Source organism: Pseudogemmobacter bohemicus, assembly GCF_003290025.1.
Classification (GTDB): Bacteria; Pseudomonadota; Alphaproteobacteria; order Rhodobacterales; family Rhodobacteraceae; genus Pseudogemmobacter; species Pseudogemmobacter bohemicus.
The window spans coordinates 617,785-640,065 of the sequence record NZ_QNHG01000002.1 but is presented as its reverse complement, the minus strand read 5'-3'; the positions used below and the strand labels follow the sequence as shown (position 1 = coordinate 640,065).

At 64.1% G+C, this 22,281-nt stretch carries 24 protein-coding genes; 12 read left to right on the top strand and 12 right to left on the bottom strand.

Annotation, left to right across the window (positions count from 1 at the left end):
* Nucleotides 1–2 precede the first annotated feature (2 nt).
* From flgG to DRF71_RS11080, 6 genes are read right to left on the bottom strand one after another with little or no spacing between them, the layout of a single operon-like run.
* A complete protein-coding gene (gene flgG / locus DRF71_RS11105; RefSeq protein WP_112310603.1) occupies nt 3–788 on the bottom strand; it encodes a flagellar basal-body rod protein FlgG in 786 nt (261 codons plus the stop codon).
* A gap of 8 nt (nt 789–796) precedes the next feature.
* A complete protein-coding gene (locus tag DRF71_RS11100) occupies nt 797–1,504 on the bottom strand; it encodes a flagellar hook-basal body complex protein (protein ID WP_112310602.1) in 708 nt (235 codons plus the stop codon).
* 2 nt (nt 1,505–1,506) lie between these two features.
* Nucleotides 1,507–1,773, bottom strand: coding sequence for a flagellar biosynthetic protein FliQ (locus DRF71_RS11095; protein ID WP_112310601.1), 267 nt, complete (start codon nt 1,771–1,773; stop codon nt 1,507–1,509).
* On the bottom strand, nt 1,770–2,051 hold the full coding sequence (fliE, locus tag DRF71_RS11090) for a flagellar hook-basal body complex protein FliE (RefSeq protein ID WP_112310600.1): 282 nt from the start codon (nt 2,049–2,051) through the stop codon (nt 1,770–1,772). Before fliE ends, DRF71_RS11095 begins: the two co-directional genes overlap by 4 nt.
* Nucleotides 2,052–2,062: 11 nt before the next feature.
* The gene (flgC, locus tag DRF71_RS11085) at nt 2,063–2,443 is read right to left on the bottom strand and encodes a flagellar basal body rod protein FlgC (RefSeq protein WP_112310599.1); all 381 of its coding nucleotides are present in this window, start codon (nt 2,441–2,443) and stop codon (nt 2,063–2,065) included.
* Nucleotides 2,444–2,454: 11 nt separating this feature from the next.
* Complete coding sequence (locus DRF71_RS11080; protein WP_408634530.1) at nt 2,455–2,868, bottom strand: FlgB family protein; 414 nt, start codon at nt 2,866–2,868, stop codon at nt 2,455–2,457.
* A 65-nt stretch (nt 2,869–2,933) separates the two neighbouring features.
* Between DRF71_RS11080 and DRF71_RS11075 the strand changes: the two genes are divergently transcribed.
* The gene (locus tag DRF71_RS11075) at nt 2,934–4,238 is read left to right on the top strand and encodes a FliI/YscN family ATPase (RefSeq protein WP_112310597.1); all 1,305 of its coding nucleotides are present in this window, start codon (nt 2,934–2,936) and stop codon (nt 4,236–4,238) included.
* A 27-nt stretch (nt 4,239–4,265) separates the two neighbouring features.
* Here the strand turns inward: DRF71_RS11075 and DRF71_RS11070 are convergent, their stop codons facing one another.
* From DRF71_RS11070 to DRF71_RS11050, 5 genes are read right to left on the bottom strand one after another with little or no spacing between them, the layout of a single operon-like run.
* Nucleotides 4,266–5,618, bottom strand: coding sequence for an LLM class flavin-dependent oxidoreductase (locus DRF71_RS11070; RefSeq protein ID WP_112310596.1), 1,353 nt, complete (start codon nt 5,616–5,618; stop codon nt 4,266–4,268).
* The gene (locus DRF71_RS11065; RefSeq protein WP_112311269.1) at nt 5,615–6,472 is read right to left on the bottom strand and encodes an oxidoreductase; all 858 of its coding nucleotides are present in this window, start codon (nt 6,470–6,472) and stop codon (nt 5,615–5,617) included. The genes DRF71_RS11070 and DRF71_RS11065 overlap by 4 nt, the downstream gene beginning before the upstream one ends.
* A gap of 10 nt (nt 6,473–6,482) precedes the next feature.
* Nucleotides 6,483–7,748, bottom strand: a complete 1,266-nt coding sequence (locus DRF71_RS11060; RefSeq protein WP_112310595.1) for an acyl-CoA dehydrogenase family protein — start codon at nt 7,746–7,748, stop codon at nt 6,483–6,485.
* Nucleotides 7,735–9,198, bottom strand: a complete 1,464-nt coding sequence (locus DRF71_RS11055) for an FAD/NAD(P)-binding protein (RefSeq protein ID WP_112310594.1) — start codon at nt 9,196–9,198, stop codon at nt 7,735–7,737. The genes DRF71_RS11060 and DRF71_RS11055 overlap by 14 nt, the downstream gene beginning before the upstream one ends.
* 9 nt (nt 9,199–9,207) lie before the next feature.
* The gene (locus DRF71_RS11050; protein ID WP_157971045.1) at nt 9,208–10,548 is read right to left on the bottom strand and encodes a sugar ABC transporter substrate-binding protein; all 1,341 of its coding nucleotides are present in this window, start codon (nt 10,546–10,548) and stop codon (nt 9,208–9,210) included.
* Nucleotides 10,549–10,551: 3 nt separating this feature from the next.
* Here DRF71_RS11050 and DRF71_RS27410 point away from each other — a divergent pair, with 3 nt between their 5' ends.
* From DRF71_RS27410 to DRF71_RS11010, 9 genes are all read left to right on the top strand, one after another.
* Entirely contained in the window at nt 10,552–10,953 is a 402-nt protein-coding gene (locus DRF71_RS27410; protein ID WP_157971044.1) for a hypothetical protein, read from the top strand.
* 105 nt (nt 10,954–11,058) lie between these two features.
* Nucleotides 11,059–12,747 (top strand): sugar ABC transporter ATP-binding protein, encoded by a 1,689-nt coding sequence (locus tag DRF71_RS11045; RefSeq protein ID WP_112310592.1) that lies wholly within the window; start codon nt 11,059–11,061, stop codon nt 12,745–12,747.
* Complete coding sequence (locus DRF71_RS11040; RefSeq protein ID WP_112310591.1) at nt 12,744–13,742, top strand: ABC transporter permease; 999 nt, start codon at nt 12,744–12,746, stop codon at nt 13,740–13,742. Before DRF71_RS11045 ends, DRF71_RS11040 begins: the two co-directional genes overlap by 4 nt.
* A 12-nt stretch (nt 13,743–13,754) precedes the next feature.
* The gene (locus DRF71_RS11035) at nt 13,755–15,158 is read left to right on the top strand and encodes an NtaA/DmoA family FMN-dependent monooxygenase (RefSeq protein WP_112310590.1); all 1,404 of its coding nucleotides are present in this window, start codon (nt 13,755–13,757) and stop codon (nt 15,156–15,158) included.
* 29 nt (nt 15,159–15,187) lie between these two features.
* Complete coding sequence (locus DRF71_RS11030) at nt 15,188–16,528, top strand: sugar ABC transporter substrate-binding protein (protein WP_157971043.1); 1,341 nt, start codon at nt 15,188–15,190, stop codon at nt 16,526–16,528.
* Nucleotides 16,529–16,633: 105 nt separating this feature from the next.
* Entirely contained in the window at nt 16,634–17,977 is a 1,344-nt protein-coding gene (locus DRF71_RS11025) for a sugar ABC transporter substrate-binding protein (protein WP_157971042.1), read from the top strand.
* A gap of 107 nt (nt 17,978–18,084) precedes the next feature.
* Nucleotides 18,085–18,396 carry a twin-arginine translocation signal domain-containing protein gene (locus DRF71_RS11020; RefSeq protein ID WP_112310587.1) on the top strand — a complete coding sequence of 104 codons (312 nt, stop codon included), beginning with the start codon at nt 18,085–18,087 and terminating at the stop codon, nt 18,394–18,396.
* Nucleotides 18,393–18,773, top strand: coding sequence for a hypothetical protein (locus DRF71_RS11015; protein ID WP_112310586.1), 381 nt, complete (start codon nt 18,393–18,395; stop codon nt 18,771–18,773). Before DRF71_RS11020 ends, DRF71_RS11015 begins: the two co-directional genes overlap by 4 nt.
* Nucleotides 18,774–18,824: 51 nt before the next feature.
* Nucleotides 18,825–19,331 (top strand): hypothetical protein, encoded by a 507-nt coding sequence (locus DRF71_RS11010; RefSeq protein WP_112310585.1) that lies wholly within the window; start codon nt 18,825–18,827, stop codon nt 19,329–19,331.
* Between the two features lie 12 nt (nt 19,332–19,343).
* Here DRF71_RS11010 and DRF71_RS11005 read toward each other — a convergent pair whose 3' ends face one another.
* Nucleotides 19,344–20,240, bottom strand: coding sequence for an AraC family transcriptional regulator (locus tag DRF71_RS11005; protein WP_112310584.1), 897 nt, complete (start codon nt 20,238–20,240; stop codon nt 19,344–19,346).
* 95 nt (nt 20,241–20,335) lie between these two features.
* Here DRF71_RS11005 and DRF71_RS11000 point away from each other — a divergent pair, with 95 nt between their 5' ends.
* Entirely contained in the window at nt 20,336–21,067 is a 732-nt protein-coding gene (locus DRF71_RS11000) for an SDR family oxidoreductase (protein ID WP_112310583.1), read from the top strand.
* A 97-nt stretch (nt 21,068–21,164) separates the two neighbouring features.
* On the top strand, nt 21,165–22,169 hold the full coding sequence (locus tag DRF71_RS10995) for a LacI family DNA-binding transcriptional regulator (protein ID WP_112311268.1): 1,005 nt from the start codon (nt 21,165–21,167) through the stop codon (nt 22,167–22,169).
* Nucleotides 22,170–22,281: the final 112 nt, after the last annotated feature.

Below are 22,281 nucleotides of genomic sequence, written 5' to 3'. Positions count from 1 at the left end.
CATCAGCGCAGCTGCGAGGTTGCGCCGAGCATCTGATCGGCGGCGGTGATGACTTTGGCGTTCAGCTCATATCCGCGCTGCGCCTTGATCAGTTCGGTGACCTCGCGCACCGCATCGACCGAACTTTCCTCAAGATATCCCTGGCGCAGGGTGCCGAGACCCTCGGTCCCCGGTTCATTCACGATAGGCGGGCCAGAGGCCGCAGTCTCAAGGAAGAGGTTCGAGCCGACCGCCTCAAGCCCTTTCTCATTGGTGAAATCGGTCAGAGTGAACTGGCCCAGCAGCTCGGGCTGCACCCGATCGGTAAAATAGGCCCAGACCTCCCCGGCCGCATTGATCGCGACCGAGCGCGTTTCAGGCGGGATGGTGATGCCCGGCACCACCGGATAGCCGTCGGAGGTCACAATCAGCCCATCCGCCGAGCGTTTCAGCGCCCCGTCGCGCGTATAGGCAGAGACACCCGAGGGCAGTTCGACCTCAAGATAGCCATTTCCGTCGATGGCGACATCAAGATCGCCATTGGTCTGCGACAGCGACCCCTGTTGCAGCACCACCGAGACCGCCGAAGGCCGCACACCCAGACCGACCTGCACCCCCGTCGGCAGCATGGTGCCGTCACTGGCCGAGACCGTGCCGGGGCGGGCATATTGCTGGTAATGCAGATCGGCGAAATCCGCCCGCCGGGCATTATAGCCATTGGTCGACATATTCGCGAGATTGTTCGAGACGACATCGACCTTCATCTGCTGGGCAGACATGCCGGTCGCGGCGATCTGAAGTGCTTTCATCTGCTCACCTATTGGCCGAGGGTCTGAATGACGTTGCGGGCCCGGTTGTCTTCGGCCTCAAGGAATTTCTGGCCCATCTCATATGTACGTTGCACCTCGATCATCCGGGCGATTTCGGCGACCGGGTTCACGTTGCTCTCCTCAAGAAAGCCCTGCATGATCTTGCCGGTGCCCACCGGCTCGACCATGCCGCCATCGAACAAGGTGCCAGAGCGGTGCCGCAAGGCCAGCGAATCCACCGGCTGCCAGAGCCCGACCTGCCCGACCGCCTCGCCATTGGCCGAAATCGTCCCATCTTCGCCGATGCCGATTTTCGTACCGGGCGGCACAAAGACCGGGGCGCCTCCCGCATCCAGCAGCTGATAGCCCTCGGGCGTCACCAGCTCGCCATCGACCGAGGGCGTGAAACTGCCGGCGCGGGTGAGGCGTTCGCCCTCGGGCGTCATCACAAGGAAAAAACCGTCGCCCTGGATCGCGAGATCAAAGGCGCCGCCGGTCATGGTCACGCCGGCCTGGGTCAGATCGGCGATGCGCGCATTGCCATGGCTGAGCGAGAGCGACGGCTCATTGTCCAGCCGCGCCACATGTTCGGCAAAGACCATGCCCTCGCGCCGGAAGCCGTTGGTCGAAATATTGGCAACGTTATTCGCCACCATCTGCATTTCCCGCATCAGCCCGGATTGCCGGCTGAGCGCGATATAACCTGCGGAATCCATGCTCAGCCTCCTTCGATCAGTGGGATGATGAAATCGCCGTAAAGCGAGCTCAGCGAGGTGGTCATAAAGCCCATCGAGATCCAGAATGCCGCCAGCATCGCCGCCAGTTTCGGAACGAAGGTCAGCGTCATTTCCTGCACCGATGTCAGCGCCTGGAAGAGGCCGATCACCACCCCCGTCACCAGCGCCACGACGAGGATTGGCGCCGAGATCTTCACGCCCACCCAGAGCGCCTGGCGCAGGGCATCGAAAAAGGCCGCCTCGGTCATACCGGCATCCTCAGGATTTCCTGATAGGCCTCGACCACCTTGTCGCGCACCGTCGCCACCGTCTCGACCGCCAGCTGCGACGAGGACAGCGCCGCGACCAGGGCATTGGGGCTGGTATTGCCGGCCATCGCATCGCGCGCCGTCATCTCGTGACGCATCAGCGTATCGGTAAACTCGCCCGCCACAGAGGCAAAGCTGAGACCGCTGCCGGAGCCTGGCGCTGCGGCCGTTCTGGCCTGCGCGTAGTTTGCTGCGGCAAAAGAAGTGTTTACATCCATTCTGGTGTCTCCTAGCGGCGCAGAACCTCAAACAGGCTCTGCATCATCTGCCTTGCCTGATCGAAGAGTCTGACATTTGCGTCGTAACTGCGCTGCGCTTCGCGGGCGTCAGCGATCTCGATCATCAGATCGACATTGGAACCGGTGTAATATCCGGCATCATTGGCCATCGGATGGCCGGGGCTGTAAATCTCGGGGAGTTCACGCGGATCAAGCCGCACCTTGCCGGCCTGCACCGTTCCCGTATCCATCACCTGGTCGAAACTGATCACCTTGCGGCGATAGCCGGGCGTATCGGCGTTGGCGATATTCTCGGAAACATGGCGCAGACGGGTGGCCTGGGCCTCCATCCCGGAGGCGGAGGCGGCGAGCGAGGTCGTGAGATCATTCATCCTGTCAGCCCTTAGCCATTGCGCCCGAGCGAAGCGCGGATAACGCCAGAGGTTGCGCGGTAAATAGCCAGAGCCATTTCATGGTCCTGGCGGGCGGTGGCGGATTTCACCATTTCCATTTCAAGGGAAACGTCATTGCCATTGGGCGCCTCGGCGCCGCCGCCAGCGATAATCTCAGGCCCGGCAGCACTGTCGCTCCGGCTGTAATGGCCAGGGCGCGTGGCGCGCATATCGGAATCACTTTTATACACTTCTGCAAATGCCGATAAATCACGCGCCCGATAGCCGGGCGTGTCTGCATTTGCGACATTGCGGGCAATGACATCCATACGGGCCCCCGCATGGGACGCCAGGGCCTGGGCCATTCTGGTCAGTTCAAGTTTAGCGAACACCGGGGTTCTCCCTTCGGATGCGGTTTCCCTCATCTGCTTCACCAAGGTTTAAGGGTGATTCCTTTAGAAACCGTAATTGCAGAACAGGAGGTTCCCGAATGGCATTCGAATTTGAATCACTTCGTGCGGAAATCGCAGCCATCACCCCGGTGCGCGAGGTGGGCCGCATCGCCGGCAATTCGATGGGCAGCCTTGTTGTCAAAGGCTTATACGGTGCCTCACCCGGCGACCGGGTGCTTGCCGGCGCGATAAAACTGGGCGGCGAAGTGATCAGCGTTTCAGAATCGGGCGCCCTGATCCTGCCCGAGGGGGAGACCGGCGGCCTCAGCATCGGCAACCGGGTGGAACTGGTCGGCAAGGCGGAACTGGCGCCAGACAGCTCCTGGCTGGGCCGTATCATCGACCCGCTGGGCCGCCCGCTTGACGGCCGGCCCATCCTTTGCGGGCCCGAGCGCCGGCCGATGGTCGCCAACCCGCCCGACCCCGCGCATCGGCGCGGCTTTGGCGCCCGGCTTTCGACCGGAGTGGCGGTGTTCGACACGCTCTTACCACTGGTCCGGGGGCAGCGGATCGGGCTTTTCGCGGGCTCGGGCGTGGGGAAATCCTCGCTGCTGGCGCGGTTTGCGCGCGGCGTCCAGGCCGATGTGGCGGTGATCGCGCTGGTGGGCGAGCGCGGTCGCGAACTCAGGGAATTCACCGACAAGGTGCTGGGGCCGGAGGGGATGGCGCGCTCGGTCGTCGTCACTGCAACCTCGGATCAGTCGCCGCTGATGCGCAAACGCTGCCTCTTATCGGCGATGACAGTGGCCGAGCATTTCCGCGATATGGGCAAACATGTGCTGCTGCTGGTCGATTCCGTCACCCGCTTTGCCGAGGCGCATCGCGAGGTGGCGCTCGCCTCGGGCGAGGCGGCCTCGCTGCGCGGCTACCCGCCCTCGACCGCCCATGCCCTGATGTCGCTATGCGAACGCGCGGGGCCGGGCGGCGAGGGCTCGGGCGATATCACGGCGGTGTTTTCGGTGCTGGTCGCCGGCTCGGATATGGAGGAGCCGATTGCCGACATCATCCGCAGCACCGTGGACGGACATGTCGTGCTCAGCCGCGATATTGCCGAGCGCGGGCGCTATCCGGCGGTGGATCTGCTGCGCTCGGTCTCGCGCAGCCTGCCCGGCGCGGCCACGGCTGAGGAAAACGAGGTGATCACCGAGACCCGCAAGCTCCTCTCGGCCTATGACCAGGCGGAAATGATGATCCATGCCGGCCTGTACGTCGCGGGCAGTGACCCTCAGATCGACCGGGCGATCCGGCTCTGGCCCGGGCTGGACGGCTTCCTTGCCGAACAGGCGCCCCTCGGCGGACCCAAAGCCAGTTTTGAGCGGTTGCGGATCCTCCTGAAAGCGTGACGGGCGGCAGGGGCGCCGCCCGCAGATCTACTCCGCCGCGAGCCCCTGGCCCGCCCCGCCCACCGCCCAGCGGTTCGTGGGCCGCTTCAGGCCGAGATTTTCGCGCAGGCTCCGCCCCTCATATTCCGTGCGGAAAATGCCACGTCTTTGCAGCTCGGGAATGACGAGATCCACGAAATCCTGCAACCCGCCCGGCAGCCAGGGCGGCAGGATGTTGAACCCGTCAGCGCCGCGCCCGGTGAGCCATTCCTCCATCAGATCGGCGATCTCGACCGGCGTTCCGATCAGCGTCAGATGGCCGCGTGCGGTGGCGACCCAGGCGTAAAGCTGGCGGATCGAAAACCCGGTTTCATCCGCGATACGGCGTAAAAGCTGCTGGCGGCTTTTCATCCCCTCGGTCACCGGCACCTCGGGAAGCGGCCCGTCCAGCGGATAGCCCGCCAGATCAAGCGTGCCGCCAGTCAGCGCATTCAGAAGCCCGATCCCCTCCTCGGGCAGGATCAGCGCGTTCAGCGCGTCATATTTCGCCTGGGCCTCGGCCTTTGTCGCGCCGATAAACGGTGCAAGGCCCGGCATGATCAGGATCTCGTCCTCTGCGCGGCCAAGCGCCGCCGCCCGCCCCTTCACATCGGCGTAAAAGCCCTGGGCCGAGGCCAGATCCTGCTGGGTGGTAAAGATCACCTCGGCCGAGGCGGCGGCGAAATCGCGGCCAGTCGCGGATTGCCCGGCCTGGACGATCACCGGATGGCCCTGGGGCGGGCGGGGTGCGTTCAGCGGGCCCTCCACACGGAAATACTTGCCCTGATGCCGGATCGGCCGCACCTTTTCCGGGTCGAAATAAACGCCTGTGGCACGATCGCGCGGGAAGGCGTCGTCATCCCAGCTGTCCCAGAGCTGCCTGACCACATCCAGATGCTCGGCCGCGCGCGCGTATCGCGCCTCATGGCCATATTGCGCGGCAAGGCCGAAATTCCGCGCCGGCCCGTCGCCATGCGAGGTCACCACATTCCAGGCCGCGCGCCCGCCCGAAATCATGTCGAGCGAGGCGAAACGGCGCGCGACGTGATAGGGTTCCTCATAGCTGGTCGAGGCGGTGGCGATGAAGCCGATATGTTTCGTGGTCACCGACAGCGCGGCGAACAGGGTCAGCGGCTCGAACCCGGCGGCCTTTGCGCTGCCACCCTCCCGCCCGCCGATCTCGGCCGAAAGCGTATCGGCAAGGAAATAGGCGTCGAACAGTCCACGTTCGGCCAGGGCCGCAAGCTGTTGGTGAAAGGCGAGACTGACCGCCCCGTCAAGCGGCTGATCCGGGTGGCGCCAGGCGGCGACATGCTGGCCGCCGCCGGGCAAAAAGGCGCCAAGGCGCAGTTTGCGGCTCATGCAACCCCCTCCGCTTTGCGGTCGGCGGCGACAGAGAGCGCACGCTGCGCCTTCAGCTCTGCCACCAGCGGTTCCAGCTTTTCCAGCGCACGGTCAACCGCGATGGCGCCAAGCGCCAGCCTGAGCGGCGCCTCGTCCCGCGCCAGCTGCGCCAGCACCAGCCGCACCGCCAGCTCCGGATCACCATCCTCCTGGCCCGAACCGGCCCGGATCGAGGCAGGGCGCTGATGCGCGACACGGCCGTGATAATCCGCGATCTGCGGCGCCGCCAGGATGGAGCGCCCGGCGAAATCGGTGCGGAACGGCCCCGGCTCGACCAGCAGAACCCGGATCCCGAACTCGGCCACTTCTTCTGCCAGCGCTTCCGAGAGCGCCTCGACCGCGAATTTCGTCGCCGCATAATAGCCGACGCCAGGCTTTGCCGCGAGACCGGCGACCGAGCTGATATTGACGATATGACCATAGCCGCGCGCCCGCTGCCCCGGCAAAACCAGCCGCGTCAGGGCAGCGAGGGCGAAGACATTGACCTCAAAAACCTGACGGATTTCAGCGTCCTGGCCCTCTTCCTGCGCGGCCAGATAGCCAAAACCGGCATTGTTGACCAGGACGTCAATCGCCCCGAACCGTGCCTCAGCCGCCGCGACCGCCGCCCGGCGCGCCGCGTCATCGGTGACATCCAGCGCGAGGGTCAGCACCCGCTCCCCCCCACGTTCCGCGAGGGCGGCCAGCGCCCCCGGGTCGCGCGCGGTGGCGACCACGCGATGCCCGGCCTCCAGCGCCTGACGGGCGAAAATCGCGCCGAAACCGGTGGAGGCGCCGGTGATGAACCAGACAGAATTATCCCGCACTGTCATCGCCGCCCCCTCATGCCACCGCCGGCGCGGCATCCGGCCGGATCGCCGCGATCCATTGCGGCGGCGGCGCGGTGCCGTTCACCGCCCAGTCACCAATGATCCGGTCCTTGTAGATGCGCGGATTATGCGAGGCGAGCGTGCGGGCATTGCGCCAGTGCCGGTCCAGCCCCAGCCCGCTGCGGGTGGCCGAGGCCGACAGCGCATCGAACAGCGCGGTCGTCGCCGCCAGGATCAGATCAATCACCACCGATTGCGCCTGGGCCGATTCCAGTTCGGCCACGATATTGGCGGCCTCCTCGGCCGCCTCATCACCGGCGAAACGGGTGGCACAGGCGCGTCCCACCGCCTCGGCAGCCTTGAGCGTGATCGCCTGGGCCGCATAGACCTGCGCGCGCAGCTTGCCCAGCACCGCCAGAACCTGCGGGTCATGGCGCGGCAGCGCGGCATTGGCATGGCTGAAGGTGCGCCGCCGCAGCCCCAGTTCCGCCACGGTGTCGCGCACCAGCGCCCGCCCGATCCCCACCAGCGTGGCCAGATGGTAAAGCTGATAATAGGCAGTCGAATAGCGCAGCCGCTCGCCCCCCTGCCAGAGGTTTTCCGGCGCGACTGCGACGGTCTCGTAAAGGCTGGTGCCCGAGGCCGAGAGCCGCTGGCCAAAGCCGTCCCAGTCGTCCAGCACCGTCACACCCGGGGCATCGCGGCGGATAAAGGCAAAAACCGTCTCGCCCTGATCGTCGCTGGCTGAAACGTCGATCCAGTCGGCGTAAAGTGTGCCGGTGGTGTAGAATTTCTGCCCCGTCAGCCGCAGCCCCCCGACAGTCTGGCTGAGCCGCGTCGAGAAACGGTCTGCCTTTGCCTCGCCAGTCTCGGTAAAGCCGACGCCGACCAGATCCCCCGCCGCCAGCCGCGGCGCCCAGAGCGCGCGACGTGCCGGATCGCGCTGGTTCAGCACATCCTCGACAAAACCGAAATGCACCCGCAGCGCCTGGGCGATATTGGAATCCGCCTCGGCCAGCTCGATGATCAGGTTCAGGAACTCCGGAAAGCTGAGCCCCTTGCCCCCCTCAGACACCGGCAACCGGATCGCGGTAAAGCCGCTTTGCTTCAGCGCGGCGATCTGTTCCAGCGGCAGGGAATGCTCGCGCTCGCGCCTGCCGAAAGCATCGGTGATGGCGGTCAGAAGCGGGCGGAAACCGGCCGCGATCTCTTCATAACGGCTGCCCGGATCCGTCTGCGCCGCCGGGGCCGAACCCCAAAGCTGCTCAATCTGGCTCATTGACTTTCTCCTTCCATGGCCCGGCGCCCGGATCAGATACAAGGGCGGGTTCCGGGTTGATAATTTCAGCGATTTCAAAAGATTGCCTGGCGATATCGGGGATGGCCGTGCTTTCCCACCACAGGCCCCGCAAAAGCGGGCCAAGCGCGAAAAGCCGCAAGGCGGCCTCACCATCGCGATCGATCACCCTGCCCTCCCGCGTGGCGTCGATGCCAAGCGCAAGCGGGCCGGGTCGCACCAGGCCGCGCCGCAAGAGGGCGCGGACAAGCGGGCGGTCGATCCGCCGCCAGTCATACTCCACCCCCGCCGAGAGGATCACCGCGTCGAAGCCCAAGGCAAGCACCGCCTCCCCGCCGCGCGGCCTGTGGTGAATGGTGACCGCCTGTCTGGAGTCCGCATGTCCGGGGCCCGTTTGTCCGGGGTCGGCCTCCACCCGCTGCACCGTCGCGGCGATATGGGTCAGCCGGCTCGCCGCAGCCGCCACTCTGGCATGGCCCAAAGGCGGCGCGCGGTGATGATGCACCTCCCAGAGGCTGCGGACATGACGCAGAAAACGCCGGCGCTCTACATCATCCGAGGCCCACCACCAACGCCCGATATGGGCGCGCACCAGATCCAGCGGCGACTGCCAGTCCCCGCCCGAAACGATGGCCAGCCGGCATTGCCTGACCACCAGCGCGAAAAGGGCGCGGATGGTGATGCGGTCCGGCAGCCCGGTCAGATAATCCGGCCATTCCGGAGCCAGGCGGCGCGGCTCCGGTCGCCTTCCATGGCGCGAAAAGACGGTGATCCTGCCCTGATGCCCCGCCTCGGCAAGCGAGGAGACCGCATCGACCATGCTCAACCCCGAGCCGATGATCGCCACGTCGGCCAGCACCGGCAGCGCCCGCATCCGGGCGATATCCCAGGGCGCAAACGCCGCGCCCGCAGCCGGATCGCGGCCCGGCCTTGTGAAATGCAGCCCCGTCGCAAGCACCGCATGGCTGCCCGCGACCTGCCGCCCATCGGCAAGCGTGACCCGCACCCCGCTTTGACCGGCCTCCAGATCGGTGACCTCTGCGCCGAGGCAGGTCAGCCCGCCGCCCCGGGCCGCCGCTTGCAAAATCTCTGCGGCATAGCGGCCATAGAGCCAGCGCGGCACAAAGGCATCCGCCGCCGGGATATCCGCCCCGGCGCCCGGAATGCCGCCCCTTCCATAGCGCGCCTCAAGCCAGTTGCTGAAATGGTCTGGATCGGTCGGATCCGCACTCAGCGCCGAGGCGGGCCCATTGGCCTGATGGATATCCGCCCCATCGGCATAGGCCGTCCCCTGCCCCGGCCGGCCATTGACGCCGATCAGCGTGACCCCATACCCCCTGTTCAGCAGCGCAGCCGCCGCCAGCGCCCCCGAAAGCCCGTCACCGATCACGATGACCGCCGTTCCCGGCGTTTTATGCGCGGCCCCATCCATCTTTGAGGATCAGGATTTCGCGAATGGAGACGGACCTTCAAAGGCAATCCGGTAGTGATCCGCATATTCCTGCGTCACCGCCTGCCATTCTCCATTCTCTTTGGCCGCCTTGTATTCCGCCGGGTAATCCCATCCCGGCGGTTTTTCAAATCCATTCCATTCATGGTCAATATCCAGCGGTGTGACATCGGCCTGGGGATCCCAGTCATCGGGATACAGAACTTTGGACATACGGCGGTAATCAAAGGGCAAAACATCACCATTCTCGACATGGCGCGCGATATAGCCATCAACATTTTCAGCCGTGACGATCAGCGATTTCCAGTATTGCATCCGTTCGGATGCGCGCGGTTTCCAGCCATTCAGAACATCGTAAAGCCGCGATGAGAAAAGCCCCGCCTGATAGGCCGGAGAATTGGCCGAAGTGGCCAGCAATTGCCCGCTTTTCACCGCCAGCAGCCCCTCGGCCGTGCCATCGGCGGCGACCACCAGAACATCCTCTCCGGGCACCAGACCGGCGGCGCGCAAAGCCGCAATAACCCCCATCGCCACATCGTCATTCTGCGCCACGACGCCGCGGATATCGGAATGCCGCGTCAGCAGATCCTGGGCCGCGTTAAGCGAATCCTCGCGGTTGAAAAGGCCCGGCAGCTGATCGACCAGAGTGGTTTTCGGGAAATCGGAAAAGGCGGCATCGCGGCCCCGGCTGCGCACCGTATCAGTCGAGAAGCCGGGAACCCCCGTCACCCCCACGATCTTGCCGCCACCAAAGCGCTTTGTCACCTCATCCAGCAGGATCCGGGTCACCGCACCATGGGCGCCGAACTCTTCGGGAACGGCATAAAGCGTGTAGTAATCGCTGACGTCGAACGGGGTCAGCCAGGGTAAAGTCGCCCAGACATTGGAAAAATAGGCTTTGTTCTGCGCCGAGTATTCCGCGATCCGCCGGACCGCGCTGCCATCGGGCGCATGAAGGATGATCGCGTTCACGCCCTTACCCAGCTGCTGTTCAGCCTGGTCCAGCTGCGTCTGACTGTTCATCTGGCCGTCGAGATAGGTATAGGAAAAGCCCAGCTCGCGCGTTGCCGCCTCGGTCGCGCGGCTGGCCTGGATCATAAATTCGACCCTGCTGGTCCAGGCCAGATAGGCCAGTTTTCCATCCGCCGAGGCCATAGCCACATTCGGGATCCCGCTGAGCCCGGCAAAGGCCGTCGCCGCGATCCCCGCCGAGCCGAGCGCCAGCAGATCGCGCCGCGACACATCTCGGGTGTCGAGCCGGTCAAGATGGCGATCAACGGCACCCGTATTGTCCGGCGAGAACCAGCCGCCGGCCTGTTTCAGGAATTTCATGGAATGTCTCCGAATCTGGATCGGCCACAGCTGATTCTTGCGAATCGAGGCCTGATGCCAGAACAGATGACACAGGGACCTCAGGCGGATCTCTTTCATTCAACGCAAGGTTGCAGACGAATTTTTCTGAATATACCGCTCCGGACAGAAGAATTCCGTGCAAAAGATCAATTCACCTGTCCGGCCCATCATATGACAAAAATAATTCTACGCGCATCGGCGGTTTCTTTGCATGCCCGCGCTGATTTTCGCGCAAAATCGCAACAGAATCGCCCGAAACTTCGGCAAAATCTTCTCGGTGGTGGGGTCAGAGAAAATATCGCCTGCAAGAATCGTGATTTCAGAATTCTGCATTGCGGCAAAGGGGCTCTGTTTGGAAACACATACTTCCTGACACAACTATAGTTCCCGGAATAAGGCTGCGGAGGTCCGTGGCCGGCGGCGCTCCTGACCTCTTTGCCCCCTCCAGGCAAAGAGGCGTTTGGCCGCATCCAATCCGGAACAGGCGAAATGTCATCCAGATCAACAGGAAATTCCTACCCGGCAACCCGGCCGGAAGACGCTGCCAGGGCCAGCGGCAATCTGCTTGAGGTACGCAACCTCTCGAAATCCTATGGCCCGGTGCAGGTGATCTCGGATGTCTCCTTCGATGTGCCGCGCCGCTCGGTCGTGACGCTGGTGGGCGAGAATGGCGCCGGAAAATCGACGATTTTCAACATTCTCTCCGGTCTGACTGGCCCGGATCGCGGCACAGTGCGGCTTGACGGCAAGGCTTTCGCGCCGGCCAGCCACCGTGCGGCGGTGGCGCATGGCATCACCCGGGTGTTTCAGGAACAGTCGCTGGTCCAGAATGTGCCGGTCTATGAGAACCTGCTGCTGGGCGAAGAGGCGCGGTTCAGCCGCTTTGGCCAATGGGTTGACCGCGACGCGATGATCCGCGCCGCGCGCCGTATCATCGAAGAGGCGCGACTGGATGTCGATGTGCGCCGCCGCACCGGTGACTACGATTTCTCGACCCGGCAATCCATCGAGATCGCCCGCGCCTGCCTGACGCCTGCGCTGCTGCGCGGCATCAAAGAGCCGCTGGTGCTGCTGGATGAGCCGACCTCGGCGCTGGACCGGCGCGATGAGGAGGGCTTTTTCGACCTGGTGCGTAAGATCCGGCAATACGGCTCGCTCTTGTTCGTCTCGCACCGGCTGACCGAGGTGCTGGATATCTCGGATGTGATTTACGTCCTGAAAGACGGCGAGATGGTTACCCGGGTCACGCCCGAAAAAACCGATGAACATCAGCTGCATGGCTTCATGGTCGGGCGTGAGCGCGCCACCGACTATTATTACGAGAACCGCCAGCAGACCGCGCTGCCCACCACCCCCGCCCTGCGGGCCGAGGGGGTGCGGGTGCTGGCCGACGGGCCCGAGATCAATCTGGAAATCCGCCCCGGCGAGATTGTCGGCATTGGCGGGCTGCTCGATTCCGGCAAGTCGCGGCTCGGGAAGGCCATTGCCGGCGTGATCCGCCCGATTGGCGGTCAGGTCGCGATTGGCACCGGCCCGCTCCGGCGCCCCGAGATCGGCCGCGCCACCCGCGAGGGCCTTGGCTATATCCCGGCCGAGCGCCTGGCCGAGGGCATCATCCCCTCTTTCCCCACCGCCTGGAATTTCTCGACCGGCAGCGGCGGCGACCTGTTCTCGAACCGCTTCGGATTCTGGCGCGGCCGCAAGGAGCGCCGCGCCGTCCGCGCCCATATCGGCGCTCTGGCGATCCGCTCGGCCACGCCGGATCTTGCCATGTCGCGGCTCTCGGGCGGCAATCAGCAAAAGGTGGTGCTGGCCCGCTGGCTTGAACGCAAACCCGATGTGCTGATCCTCGACAACCCGACGCGGGGCGTCGATGCCGGGGCGAAACAGGAAATCTACCGCGTGTTGCGCGACCTGACCGATCAGGGTGTCGCGATCATCCTGATCACCGATGAACTGCTGGAGCTGATCGGCCTCTCGAACCGCATCCTGATCCTGCAACATGGCGGCGTGGTGGCCGAAGTTCCCGCGCCCGCCGAGGACAAACCCTCGGAACAGACCCTTGTTGGCCTGATGCTCAGCGATCCGGGCCAGGCGCCCTCTCATCCACAGCCCGCAGCACGGGACAAGATCCCGGCTCCGGCTGCACCCGAAACCCATCTGGAAGCCGCAGAATGACCACCACCCCGCATCCCCAGGGCCGCACGTTCCTTTCCCCCCTCACCAGCCTTTTTTCACGGGTCGAGACCTCGCTCTGGTTCCCCATCGGGGTCGTATTGGCGCTGTTCGTCTTTTTCAGCCTGATGACCGACAGTTTCGCCACTTTACGCAATTTCTCGGCCGTCAGCGGCCAGGCGGCGACGCTGCTGATCGTCTGCCTTGGCGCCACCTTCATCGTGCTGATGGGGTCGATCGACCTTTCTGTCGGTGCCATCGTGCTGCTGGTTGGCGCGGTCTCGGTCACGGTGCTGAACGCGCTGAACATCGGCTGGCTTGTGATCCCTTTTGCCGCGCTTGTCGGCGCGGGCCTCGGGCTGGTGAACGGGCTGATCTATACCAAAGGCAAGATCCCCTCTTTCATCGTAACACTAGGAACTCTCTCTGTTTTTTCGGGTATCGCGCTGACGCTGCTGGATGGCCGTGCCATCCAGTTCAACGCGCCGGGGCTGGAAAACATCTCGATCGGTCAATGGATCCCGCGCCTGCCGAATATCGCACTCTGGGCGATCCTCGCCTGGGTGGTGCTGGTCTTTATCGGGCAGCGCACCCGATTTGGCCGCTACATGTATCTGATCGGCGGCGGCGAGCAGGTTGCGCGCACCGCCGGTGTGCCCGTCGCGCGTTACAAGCTCTACGCCTTTGCGCTTTCGGGCCTGCTGGCCGGCTTTGGTGCGATCCTCGCGGTCGCCCGGCTTGGCGCCGCCGGCCCTTCGCTGGGCTCTGATCTGCTTTTGAACAGCCTTGCCGCCATCGTGGTCGGCGGCACCTCGCTGGCCGGCGGTGTCGGCGGCGTTCACCGCACACTGATCGGCGTTCTCATCATCGCGATCCTCGACAATGGCCTCAATCTGATGGGGGTTTCGCAATTCCTCCAGATGATCATCAAGGGCCTCGTCGTGATTGCCGCCGTGCTGGTCAGCCGCAAATCCGGCGCCGACCAGGTCATCAAATAAGGAACGGGTCCCATGGCAAAACGCCTTATCCTCAACGGGTTCGTGATGAATTCCGTCTCGCATATCCATCACGGCCTCTGGCGCCGCGACGATACGCTGCAAACCGAATTCAACGACCTGAACACCTGGACCACGCTGGCCAAAGCCCTTGAGGCCGCCAAATTCGACGCTCTGTTTTCAGCCGATATCATCGGCGTCGACCCGGCCTATAAAGGCGGCTGGGAGACCTATATCGAAGAAGCGGTGCAGATCCCGATCAATGATTCCGGCGCGCTGATTGCCGCGCTGATCGGCGCGACGGATCAGCTGGGCCTGACGCTGACCTCTTCGATCCTGCAGGAACATCCGTTCAATTTCGCCCGCAAGATCTCGACGCTGGATCACCTGTCGAAAGGGCGGATCGGCTGGAACCTGGTTACCTCGGTCAGTCATAACGCCGCGCAGAATTTCGGCTTTGACCGTATCGTCAAACATGACGAGCGCTATTCCTGGGCCGATGAATATGCCGACGTGGTCTATAAGCTCTGGGAAGGCTCCTGGGATGAGGGCGCGGTGCTGGCCGACAAGAAAGGCAACCGCTACGCCGATCCGGCGAAAATCCACCGTATCCACCATGAGGGCAAACGCTACAAGGTTCTGGGCCCGCATCTGTCGCAGCCTTCGCCGCAGCGGGTGCCGCTTTTGTTCCAGGCCGGGTCTTCGACCGCCGGTCGCGCCTTCGCCGCCCGCAATGCCGAGGGCACTTATATCGTGGCGCAAAAGCCCGAAGGGGCGCGGCGCCAGATCGAGGAAACCAACCGCTACCTCATTGAGGCCGGGCGCAAGGTTGGCGATCTGAAATATATCCAGGGCATGAGCTTCATCATCGGCTCGACCGAGGAAGAAGCAGCACGCAAGGCCCGCGACATCGCCGAGGATGTCAGCCTCGACGGCTATCTCGCCCATCTCAGCCGCGATCTGGGCATCGACCTGGGTGTCCTTGATCCCGAGCGCCCGGTGAAAGAGCTGGAGATCGAGGGCGTCCAGGGCGTGGTCCGCGCGTTTGAGGATTCCAATCCTGGCGTCACCCCGAAAGTGCGCGATCTGGGCCAGGTCTATGCAAAAGCGGGCAATATCACCGGCACGCCGGAGAGCATCGCCGACGCGCTTGAGGTCTGGCAGCAGGCCGGGATCGACGGCGTCAATGTCAGCTATCACCGCCTGCCGGCCTCCTTCCTCGAATTCACCGGACATGTGGTGCCGGAGCTGCAAAAACGCGGCCTCGCACAGCGCGACTACGCCCCCGGCACCTACCGCGAAAAGCTGTTCGGCGAGGGTGCGCGCGTCAACACCCGCCACCCCGCCGCCCGTTATCGCGGCGCTTTCGCAAAAGCGGCCGCGTCCGTCGCGAAAGCCGCCACCGTCCCCGCCAAATGAACCAACACAAGAAACCAAGGCACTACACTATGAATATCAAAGACTTCACCCATCGGATGCCCGATTTCACGAACCTCAAGGTGATCGACGCCCATATGGAACGGCTTGACACCAGCGGCGTGTCGCGGCGCGATTTCCTCTCCTTCGCCTCGGCCAGCGCGGCAGCGGCGGCTGGCGCGGCGTATCTTGGCCTTCCCGCCACGGCCATTGCCTCGGAAAACGGGAAATTCGCCTATCTCACCGGTTTTCTGATCAATGAATGGAATTTCACCTTTGACCGCACCGCGAAAAAGGCGGGTGAGGTTCTGGGGCTGAATTACAGCTCGTTCGACAGCTCTCTGGACGGGGAAAAGCAATATAACCAGTTTGAGAGCCAGGTCGCGGCCAGCACCAATGGCGTGATCTTCAACCTGGCCGATGGCAGCGCGATCAGGGGAATTTCGCGGGTTGCCTCGGAAAACAAGATCTATGTCGCCAATGTCTGGGACAGCCTGCCCTGGTTCACCCCGTTCGATGCCGATGAATATTACACCCTCTTCGCCGTCTCGGAGGAGGTCACCGCCCATCGCGAGATCACCGAGGTGCTGCTGGCCGAAGTCACCGAAAAATTCGGCGGCGGTGACATCATCGGGGTGACCGGATCGAAAGGCAGCCTGCTGGAGCTGCAAAGGAACCGTGGCCGCGATCAGGCCTTTGAGAAATTCCCGAAGACGAAGCTGGTCGATGAACTGCCGGGTCTGTGGAACCGCGAAGACGCGCTGAAGGCGACCGAGGATCTGTTGACCCGCAACCCCAATGTGGTCGGCATCGTGACCCAGGACGACGACATTGCGCTTGGTGCCATTGCGGCGCTGAAAGCCGCCGGTCTGCGCCCGGGCGAGGATGTGCTGGTCGTCGGCACTTCGGGCACCGGGCTGGGGTCGAAAGCGGTGAAAAATGGCGAGATCCTCGCGACCAAAGGGAATACCGGTGCCTTCGCCGCAGCGCTTTTCACCACGCGGATTTATGACGTGCTGAACGGCTGGGTGCCGCGCGCGTCCGAGCGGCTGCTGAACTGGAACACGGTGACGCTGGACCAGTCGAATATCGACGGCTGGATCGAGCGTTATGTCGACAATGGCGATGTCGAACCCTTTGATTACAAACGCATGTCTAAAGTGCTGTCTCCCGGGGACTGGGATCCGCAGAACCAGGTCTATCCGCTGGATATCGACAACAATTTCGCCGGCATCGACAAACCCCAGGGCTATGAATACCCCGCCGCCTATACCGAGGCGCGCGCGAATGGCGAGCGTGAGGCGGTCGCCGCCGAATATGCCGATCATTACAAGATCAAATATGACGGTCCCTCGCCGAACAAAGCGGCCTGACCCTTTTCCCGGCCCCTGAAAGGGCCGGGTTCCCCCTTGTCCCCGAAGCCCTTCGCCCGCTTGCTGCGGCGCGATGCAGGCTCTTGTACCCTCATGGAGGCCATCATGGTCCGCAAACGCTTCAACCCCCGGCATCTGCCAGACTTCACGCAGAAAAAGATCATCGACCGCCATATGGAGCGGCTGGACACAACCGGCGTGTCGCGGCGCGATTTCCTGTCGCTGGCCTCGGCCGGGGTGGCGGCCAGTGCGGCGGCGGCAGCGCTTGGCATGCCCAATGTCGCGGTGGCATCCGGGTCGAACAAGGTGGCCTATCTCGCCTGGAGCGCCAGCACCGAGTATAATCAGCTTGTCAGCCTTGGCGCCGAAAAGGCGGCAGCAGCGCTTGGGCTGAATTACAGCTTTTTCGACGGCCAGATCGATTCCGGGCGGCAATTGTCGCAGTTCGAACAGCTGGGCACCGAACAGGCGATCGGCGGTTTTTTCAACATCCTTGACGGATCGGCTTTGCGCCGTGCCGGGCAGTTTGCCGAAGAGAACCAGACCTTCTTTGCCGCGATCTGGGACAGCGTGCCCTGGTTCACCCCTTTTGATGTCGGCGATTATTTCACCGTCTATCTGAACCCGCATGAGGATGAGGCCCATCGCGGCGTCGCCCGCGCGGTCTATCAGGCGGTGACCGACAAATTCGGCGAGGGTGAGGTCGCGGCGCTGACCGGCACCCCCGGCAACTGGTGCGAGATTTCCCGCAATGCCGGCCGTAATCTCGCGCTGGAGGAATTCCCGAATATCCGCCAGACTGATGAGCTGCCTGGCAAATGGCTGCGCGAAGAGAGCCTGCGCGCGACCGAGGATCTGCTGACCCGCAACGGCAATCTGAAAGGCATCGTCGCGCAGAATGACGACGAGGCCCAGGGCGCGCTGACGGCGCTCAGGAATGCCGGGCTCCGGCCGGGCGAAGATTTCTTTGTCGGCGGCGCGGATGGCACCTCGCTGGGAGCAAAGGCGATCCAGGAGGGGCTGCAGACCTCGACCAGCGGCAATAGTCCGGTCTTTACCGGCGCCTTCCTCACAAGCTGGCTCTACGACGTGGCGAATGGCTGGAAGCCGCGCGCGGCGGAACGTCAGCTGTTCTGGAAACCCACTGTGGTGACAAGGGAAAATGTCGATGCCTATGTCGAACGCTATGTCGACAATAGCGGCGTTGATCCCTTTGATTTCCGCAGGTTCTCGCGGGTGCTGAACCCCGATGACTGGGATCCGCAGGCCTATATCTACCCGGCCGAAACCGAGGAAATCTGGAAAGGCTATCCGCGCCCCGATGGCTGGTCACTGCCCGCGCCCCTCGCCGAGGCGAAGGCGCGCGGCGAATTCGACCAGGTCCGGGAGGAGTATGCAGCCCGCAACAAGATCAAATTCGACGGCCCGTCCCCCAACAAGCCGGCCTGAGCAGTCGTGATCAGGGGGGACGGAATTCGCCGCCTCCCCCCGCAATTCCCATTATCCGGAGACAGCACTGGGCGACCCCACCCTCCCGCGCTGGATGCGCGATCCCGATGATCCGGAAGTGGTCGGGCGCTATGTGGAGCGCCTTGATACTCCGGGGCGTTTTACGCCGCAATTTTCTCGCCAAGGCCTCGGCCGGGGCGGCGGCCTTGGCCTTTGCGGTGACAGCGGGGTTGCCCAATGTGGCGCTGGCCTCGGGGAATGGCAAACCCGCCTTCATCCCGGCCTTCATGTCGAATGAAGATAACCAGATCCTGAATGGCACCTTTGGATCCACCACCAAAGCGCTGGATTTTCTTATACCGGGCTCGACAGCCAGTTCGACGGCGAGCGCCAGTTCGACCAGTTCGGGCAACAGGTGACCTCGGGCGGGCAGGCCGGGATCTTCAGCCTCGCCCATGGCGGCACCAGCCGGGGCGCCAGCCGGCCGGCCGATCAGAACAGGGTCTGTGTTGCCAATGTCCGGGACAGCCTGCCCTGGTTCACCCCGTTCGAGGCCTCGGATTACTGGACGCTGTATACCCTGCCCGAGGAATTCGAGGCCCATCGCGCCGTGACCGCGCATCTGCTGGTGGCCGTGACCAAGCGTTTCGGTGGCGGCGATAGTGGCGGCGTCACCGGCACCAATGGCAATCTCACCGATCTGCTACACTCGCGCAGGCGCGATTATGCTTTCCGCGATTTCCCGCAGACCAGGCTGGTCGATACGCTGCCGGGCAAATGGAACCGCGAAGATTAGCTGAAGGCGACGGAGGATCTGCTGACCCGCCATCCCGGGCTGAAAGGCATCTTGGCACAGAATGACGATGTGGCCCCGGGCGCGATTGCCGAGATCCAGGCCGCCGGCCTGCGCCCGGGCGAGGATATCCTGGTGGTCGGCGCCCGGCCGATCGGCGACGGCAGGCAGCTGGCGACCTCGGGGAACAGCCCGGCCTGTGCGGCGGCAATCCTGACCGGGCGGATCTTCTATGATGTCAGCCATGACTGGGTGGCGCAGGCCTCGGAACGGCTGCTGAACTGGCCTTCGCTGACCGTCACAGTCAGAAATGTCGAGGGCCATATCGACCGCTATGTCGGCAATGACGGCGTTGATCCTTTCGACTGGCGCAAGATCCCGAAAGTGCTGCATCCGAGCGACCGGGATCCCCAGGCCGGGGTCGGGCGCCCGGCGGGCTGGGAATATCCGGCGGACTGTCTTGCGGCGCGCGATGGTGGCGAATGGGAGAGGGTGCGGGCAGACTATGCCGATCACCACAGAATCAAGTTAGAAGGCCCCTCGCCCGACAAAGCGGCCTGACCGCATCGGTCCTCAGCCGGTGGCCTTCATAAAGCGCCCGGGTGGCTGGCCCATATGCCGGCTGAAGGCGGTGCTGAAGGTGCTGGCCGAGCCATAACCCACCCGCTCTGCCACCTGCTCCAGCGTGGTCCCGCCGCGCCGGAGCAGGTCTTTCGCCACCGCCATCCGCCAGGTCGCCAGATATGCCATCGGCCGACTGCCAACCAGTGCCGCAAAGCGCCCGAAAAAGACCGAGCGCGACATACCGGCCTCGCGCGCCAGATCCGGCACCGTCCAGGCCCGCGCGATATCACCATGCAGCGCCCGCAACGCGGCGCCAATGCGCGGATCGGCAAGGCCCTGCAAAAGCCCGGGCTGCGTCTGGTCTGAGGGCGCGGCGCGCAGGGCCTCGATCAGCAGGATCTCGACCAGCCGCCCGAGGATCAGATCGCGCCCGATATCGCCCCGCGCCGCTTCCTCGCCCAGCATCCGCACCAGCTGCGCCAGCCGCGGCACACCGCGCAGCAGCACCATACGCGGCAAAAGCGAGACCAGCAGATCTGCATCGGGCGAGCCAAAGCGGAACCAGCCGCCGAATTGCCGCATCTCGGGCGGGCCGTCCTGGCGGCCATAGCGCACCTGATTGCGCGGCAGCGAAGAGGCCTCGTCGATCCGCTGCACCGGCGCCGGCTGCAGCGAGGAAAAGGTGAAAGTCGGCGTCGCGGGCAAAAGCAGGAAATCGCCTTCCTCCAGCAAAAGCGGCGCCTCCCCCTCCAGCTGCAGCAGACAGCGCCCCTGGGTCATCGCGCCAAAGGCGGGCTTGCCGAAATCGACATATTGCACCGCCCAGGACCCGGCGGCGCTGATCTCTTTCGCGCCGACCGCCTCGGGGCGCAACAGCCCGATCACCTGTTCCAATGGATCCGACATTCCAGGACTTTCGGCAATTCAATCAGGACTTCTGATTGATGTAAGTACGGATCATCCGCGTTAAATCCATCCTGTCAACAGATACAGGAGCTTCCATGACGACCGTTCTGATTACCGGCGCCTCGTCGGGCTATGGGCTGGAAACCGCCCGCCATCTGCACAGCCTTGGCTGCGACGTGATCGCCACCATGCGCAGGCCGCAGCCCGGGCTTTTGCCCGCGAATATGCGGATCCTGCCGCTGGATGTCACTGCCCCGGCCAGCATTGCGGCAGCGGTGGCGGCGGCGGGGCCTGTCGATGTGCTGATCAACAATGCCGGGATCGGCCTTGCCGGCGTCTTCGAGTCTGCGCCGATGGATCATATCCGCCAGGTTTTTGAAACCAACACCTTCGGCACCATGGCGATGGTTCAGGCCATGATCCCGCAGATGCGGGCGCGCCGGTCGGGGGTGATCGTGAATGTCACCTCCAGCGCGACGCTGGCGCCGATGCCGCTGGTCGCCGCCTATACCGCCAGCAAACAGGCGATCCAGGGCTTTACCGGCTCGCTCGCGCATGAGCTGCGCCCCTTTGGCCTGCGGGTAAAGCTGATCGAGCCGGGCTATGCGCCGACCACCGGTTTCGTCCGGGGGATTTCGCTGGCGCCCGAGCGGATGGTGCCACCTGCCTATGGCGATTTCGCCCGCCCGATCTTTGAGGCCTTCGCCAATCCGCCCCTGACCACGACCGAGCGTGATGTGGCCGAAGCCGTGTGGCTGGCCATCAATGACAGCTCTGACCGGCTGCATTTCCCGGCCGGCCCGGATGCGGTGGCGCTGGCAGCCTGATGCGAATGCCATCAGCCCGGCCGGACCCGGATGCTTGCGCGGCGGCGGGGAACATGGCCTTCTCGCCTTGCCCGGCATGCCAGCAAAGGCCGCAACCATGCGCAAACCCACCTTCCGCGAGATAGCCACCCGGGCCGGTGTGGGCACCGCCACGGTCGAGCGGGTGCTGAACGGGCGCGGCCTCGTGCGGCCCGGAACGGCGGCAAAGGTGATCCTCGCGGCAAGGGCGCTGAACACGCCGCGCCATATGCCCGAAGCGCATCACGGCATTTTTCGGATCGAGGTCTTGCTGCTGAAGGCAGAGAGCGACTTCTTCCGGCGGCTCTCGCGCGCCTTCGAGCGGGTGGCGGCGACACTGGATGCGACCGTGCAGATCCAGCGCAGCTTTGTCGATCCCGATCAGCCGCAGGAAATCGCGCGGCGCATCCTTGACCCAAAGACCCGGCGCTCGGGGCTGATCCTGGCACTTGCCGATCAGCCCCCGCTGTGCGAGGCCCTGCGCAAGGTCGAGGCTTCGGGCCTTCCCATGGTGCATGTCGTGACCCGCGCCGGCGGCGATACTCTGCCGCTGGTCGGCATCGACAATATCGCCGCAGGCCGCAGCGCCGGCCATTTCATCACCCGGATGCAGCGGCGGCCCGGCCCCGTCATCGCCATCGGCGATCCGATCTACCAGGTGCATCGTGACCGGCTGCGGGGGATTTCCGGGTATTTCCAGAACCATCCGCATCCGGAAATGCCCTTCACCTGGATCGGTTTCGGCCTTGATAAGGCACCGCGCATCCATGCGGTGGTGTGTAAGGCGCTGGAGGTCTTTCCGGATCTTGCCGGCATCTACAATGTCGGCGCCGCCAATTCCGCCGTTTTGTCGGCCCTGACCCAGACCGGTCGTGCCGGTGATGTCTTCTTCGTGGGGCATGAGCTGTGCTCTGACAGCATGGCTGCGCTGAAACGTGGCCATATGCATATCGTGCTGGACCAGTCGCCCGAGGCCCAGGCCCGCCGCGCGGTGGACTGGATGCTGTTCCGTCTGGGCCTTTCCGGGCAAGAACCCGACCCCTCGCCGATCCGCTTTATCACCTATACCGACCAGTGCATCTGATCTGATTTGATCAGCGAAACTGAGGAAAGCCCCCGCCCCCGGGCGTATTTATGGCAACAGAGGATGGATGCCACCTTGCCCGGGCGCCCATGGCCCGGGAGCAAGGCGGCGC

What these genes read in the sequence shown, in the direction of transcription:
- DRF71_RS27410 (WP_157971044.1), top strand. Translation starts at nt 10,552, where the DNA reads ATGTCTCCGAATCTGGATCGGCCACAGCTGATTCTTGCGAATCGAGGC.
- DRF71_RS11075 (WP_112310597.1), top strand. Translation starts at nt 2,934, where the DNA reads ATGGCATTCGAATTTGAATCACTTCGTGCGGAAATCGCAGCCATCACC.
- DRF71_RS11095 (WP_112310601.1), bottom strand. Translation starts at nt 1,773, where the DNA reads ATGACCGAGGCGGCCTTTTTCGATGCCCTGCGCCAGGCGCTCTGGGTG.
- DRF71_RS11000 (WP_112310583.1), top strand. Translation starts at nt 20,336, where the DNA reads ATGACGACCGTTCTGATTACCGGCGCCTCGTCGGGCTATGGGCTGGAA.
- DRF71_RS11055 (WP_112310594.1), bottom strand. Translation starts at nt 9,198, where the DNA reads ATGGATGGGGCCGCGCATAAAACGCCGGGAACGGCGGTCATCGTGATC.
- DRF71_RS11060 (WP_112310595.1), bottom strand. Translation starts at nt 7,748, where the DNA reads ATGAGCCAGATTGAGCAGCTTTGGGGTTCGGCCCCGGCGGCGCAGACG.
- DRF71_RS11100 (WP_112310602.1), bottom strand. Translation starts at nt 1,504, where the DNA reads ATGGATTCCGCAGGTTATATCGCGCTCAGCCGGCAATCCGGGCTGATG.
- fliE (WP_112310600.1), bottom strand. Translation starts at nt 2,051, where the DNA reads ATGGATGTAAACACTTCTTTTGCCGCAGCAAACTACGCGCAGGCCAGA.
- flgG (WP_112310603.1), bottom strand. Translation starts at nt 788, where the DNA reads ATGAAAGCACTTCAGATCGCCGCGACCGGCATGTCTGCCCAGCAGATG.
- DRF71_RS11065 (WP_112311269.1), bottom strand. Translation starts at nt 6,472, where the DNA reads ATGACAGTGCGGGATAATTCTGTCTGGTTCATCACCGGCGCCTCCACC.
- DRF71_RS11045 (WP_112310592.1), top strand. Translation starts at nt 11,059, where the DNA reads ATGTCATCCAGATCAACAGGAAATTCCTACCCGGCAACCCGGCCGGAA.
- DRF71_RS11040 (WP_112310591.1), top strand. Translation starts at nt 12,744, where the DNA reads ATGACCACCACCCCGCATCCCCAGGGCCGCACGTTCCTTTCCCCCCTC.
- DRF71_RS11030 (WP_157971043.1), top strand. Translation starts at nt 15,188, where the DNA reads ATGAATATCAAAGACTTCACCCATCGGATGCCCGATTTCACGAACCTC.
- flgC (WP_112310599.1), bottom strand. Translation starts at nt 2,443, where the DNA reads ATGAATGATCTCACGACCTCGCTCGCCGCCTCCGCCTCCGGGATGGAG.
- DRF71_RS11050 (WP_157971045.1), bottom strand. Translation starts at nt 10,548, where the DNA reads ATGAAATTCCTGAAACAGGCCGGCGGCTGGTTCTCGCCGGACAATACG.
- DRF71_RS11025 (WP_157971042.1), top strand. Translation starts at nt 16,634, where the DNA reads ATGGTCCGCAAACGCTTCAACCCCCGGCATCTGCCAGACTTCACGCAG.
- DRF71_RS11080 (WP_408634530.1), bottom strand. Translation starts at nt 2,868, where the DNA reads ATGAGGGAAACCGCATCCGAAGGGAGAACCCCGGTGTTCGCTAAACTT.
- DRF71_RS11005 (WP_112310584.1), bottom strand. Translation starts at nt 20,240, where the DNA reads ATGTCGGATCCATTGGAACAGGTGATCGGGCTGTTGCGCCCCGAGGCG.
- DRF71_RS11035 (WP_112310590.1), top strand. Translation starts at nt 13,755, where the DNA reads ATGGCAAAACGCCTTATCCTCAACGGGTTCGTGATGAATTCCGTCTCG.
- DRF71_RS10995 (WP_112311268.1), top strand. Translation starts at nt 21,165, where the DNA reads ATGCGCAAACCCACCTTCCGCGAGATAGCCACCCGGGCCGGTGTGGGC.
- DRF71_RS11020 (WP_112310587.1), top strand. Translation starts at nt 18,085, where the DNA reads ATGATCCGGAAGTGGTCGGGCGCTATGTGGAGCGCCTTGATACTCCGG.
- DRF71_RS11070 (WP_112310596.1), bottom strand. Translation starts at nt 5,618, where the DNA reads ATGAGCCGCAAACTGCGCCTTGGCGCCTTTTTGCCCGGCGGCGGCCAG.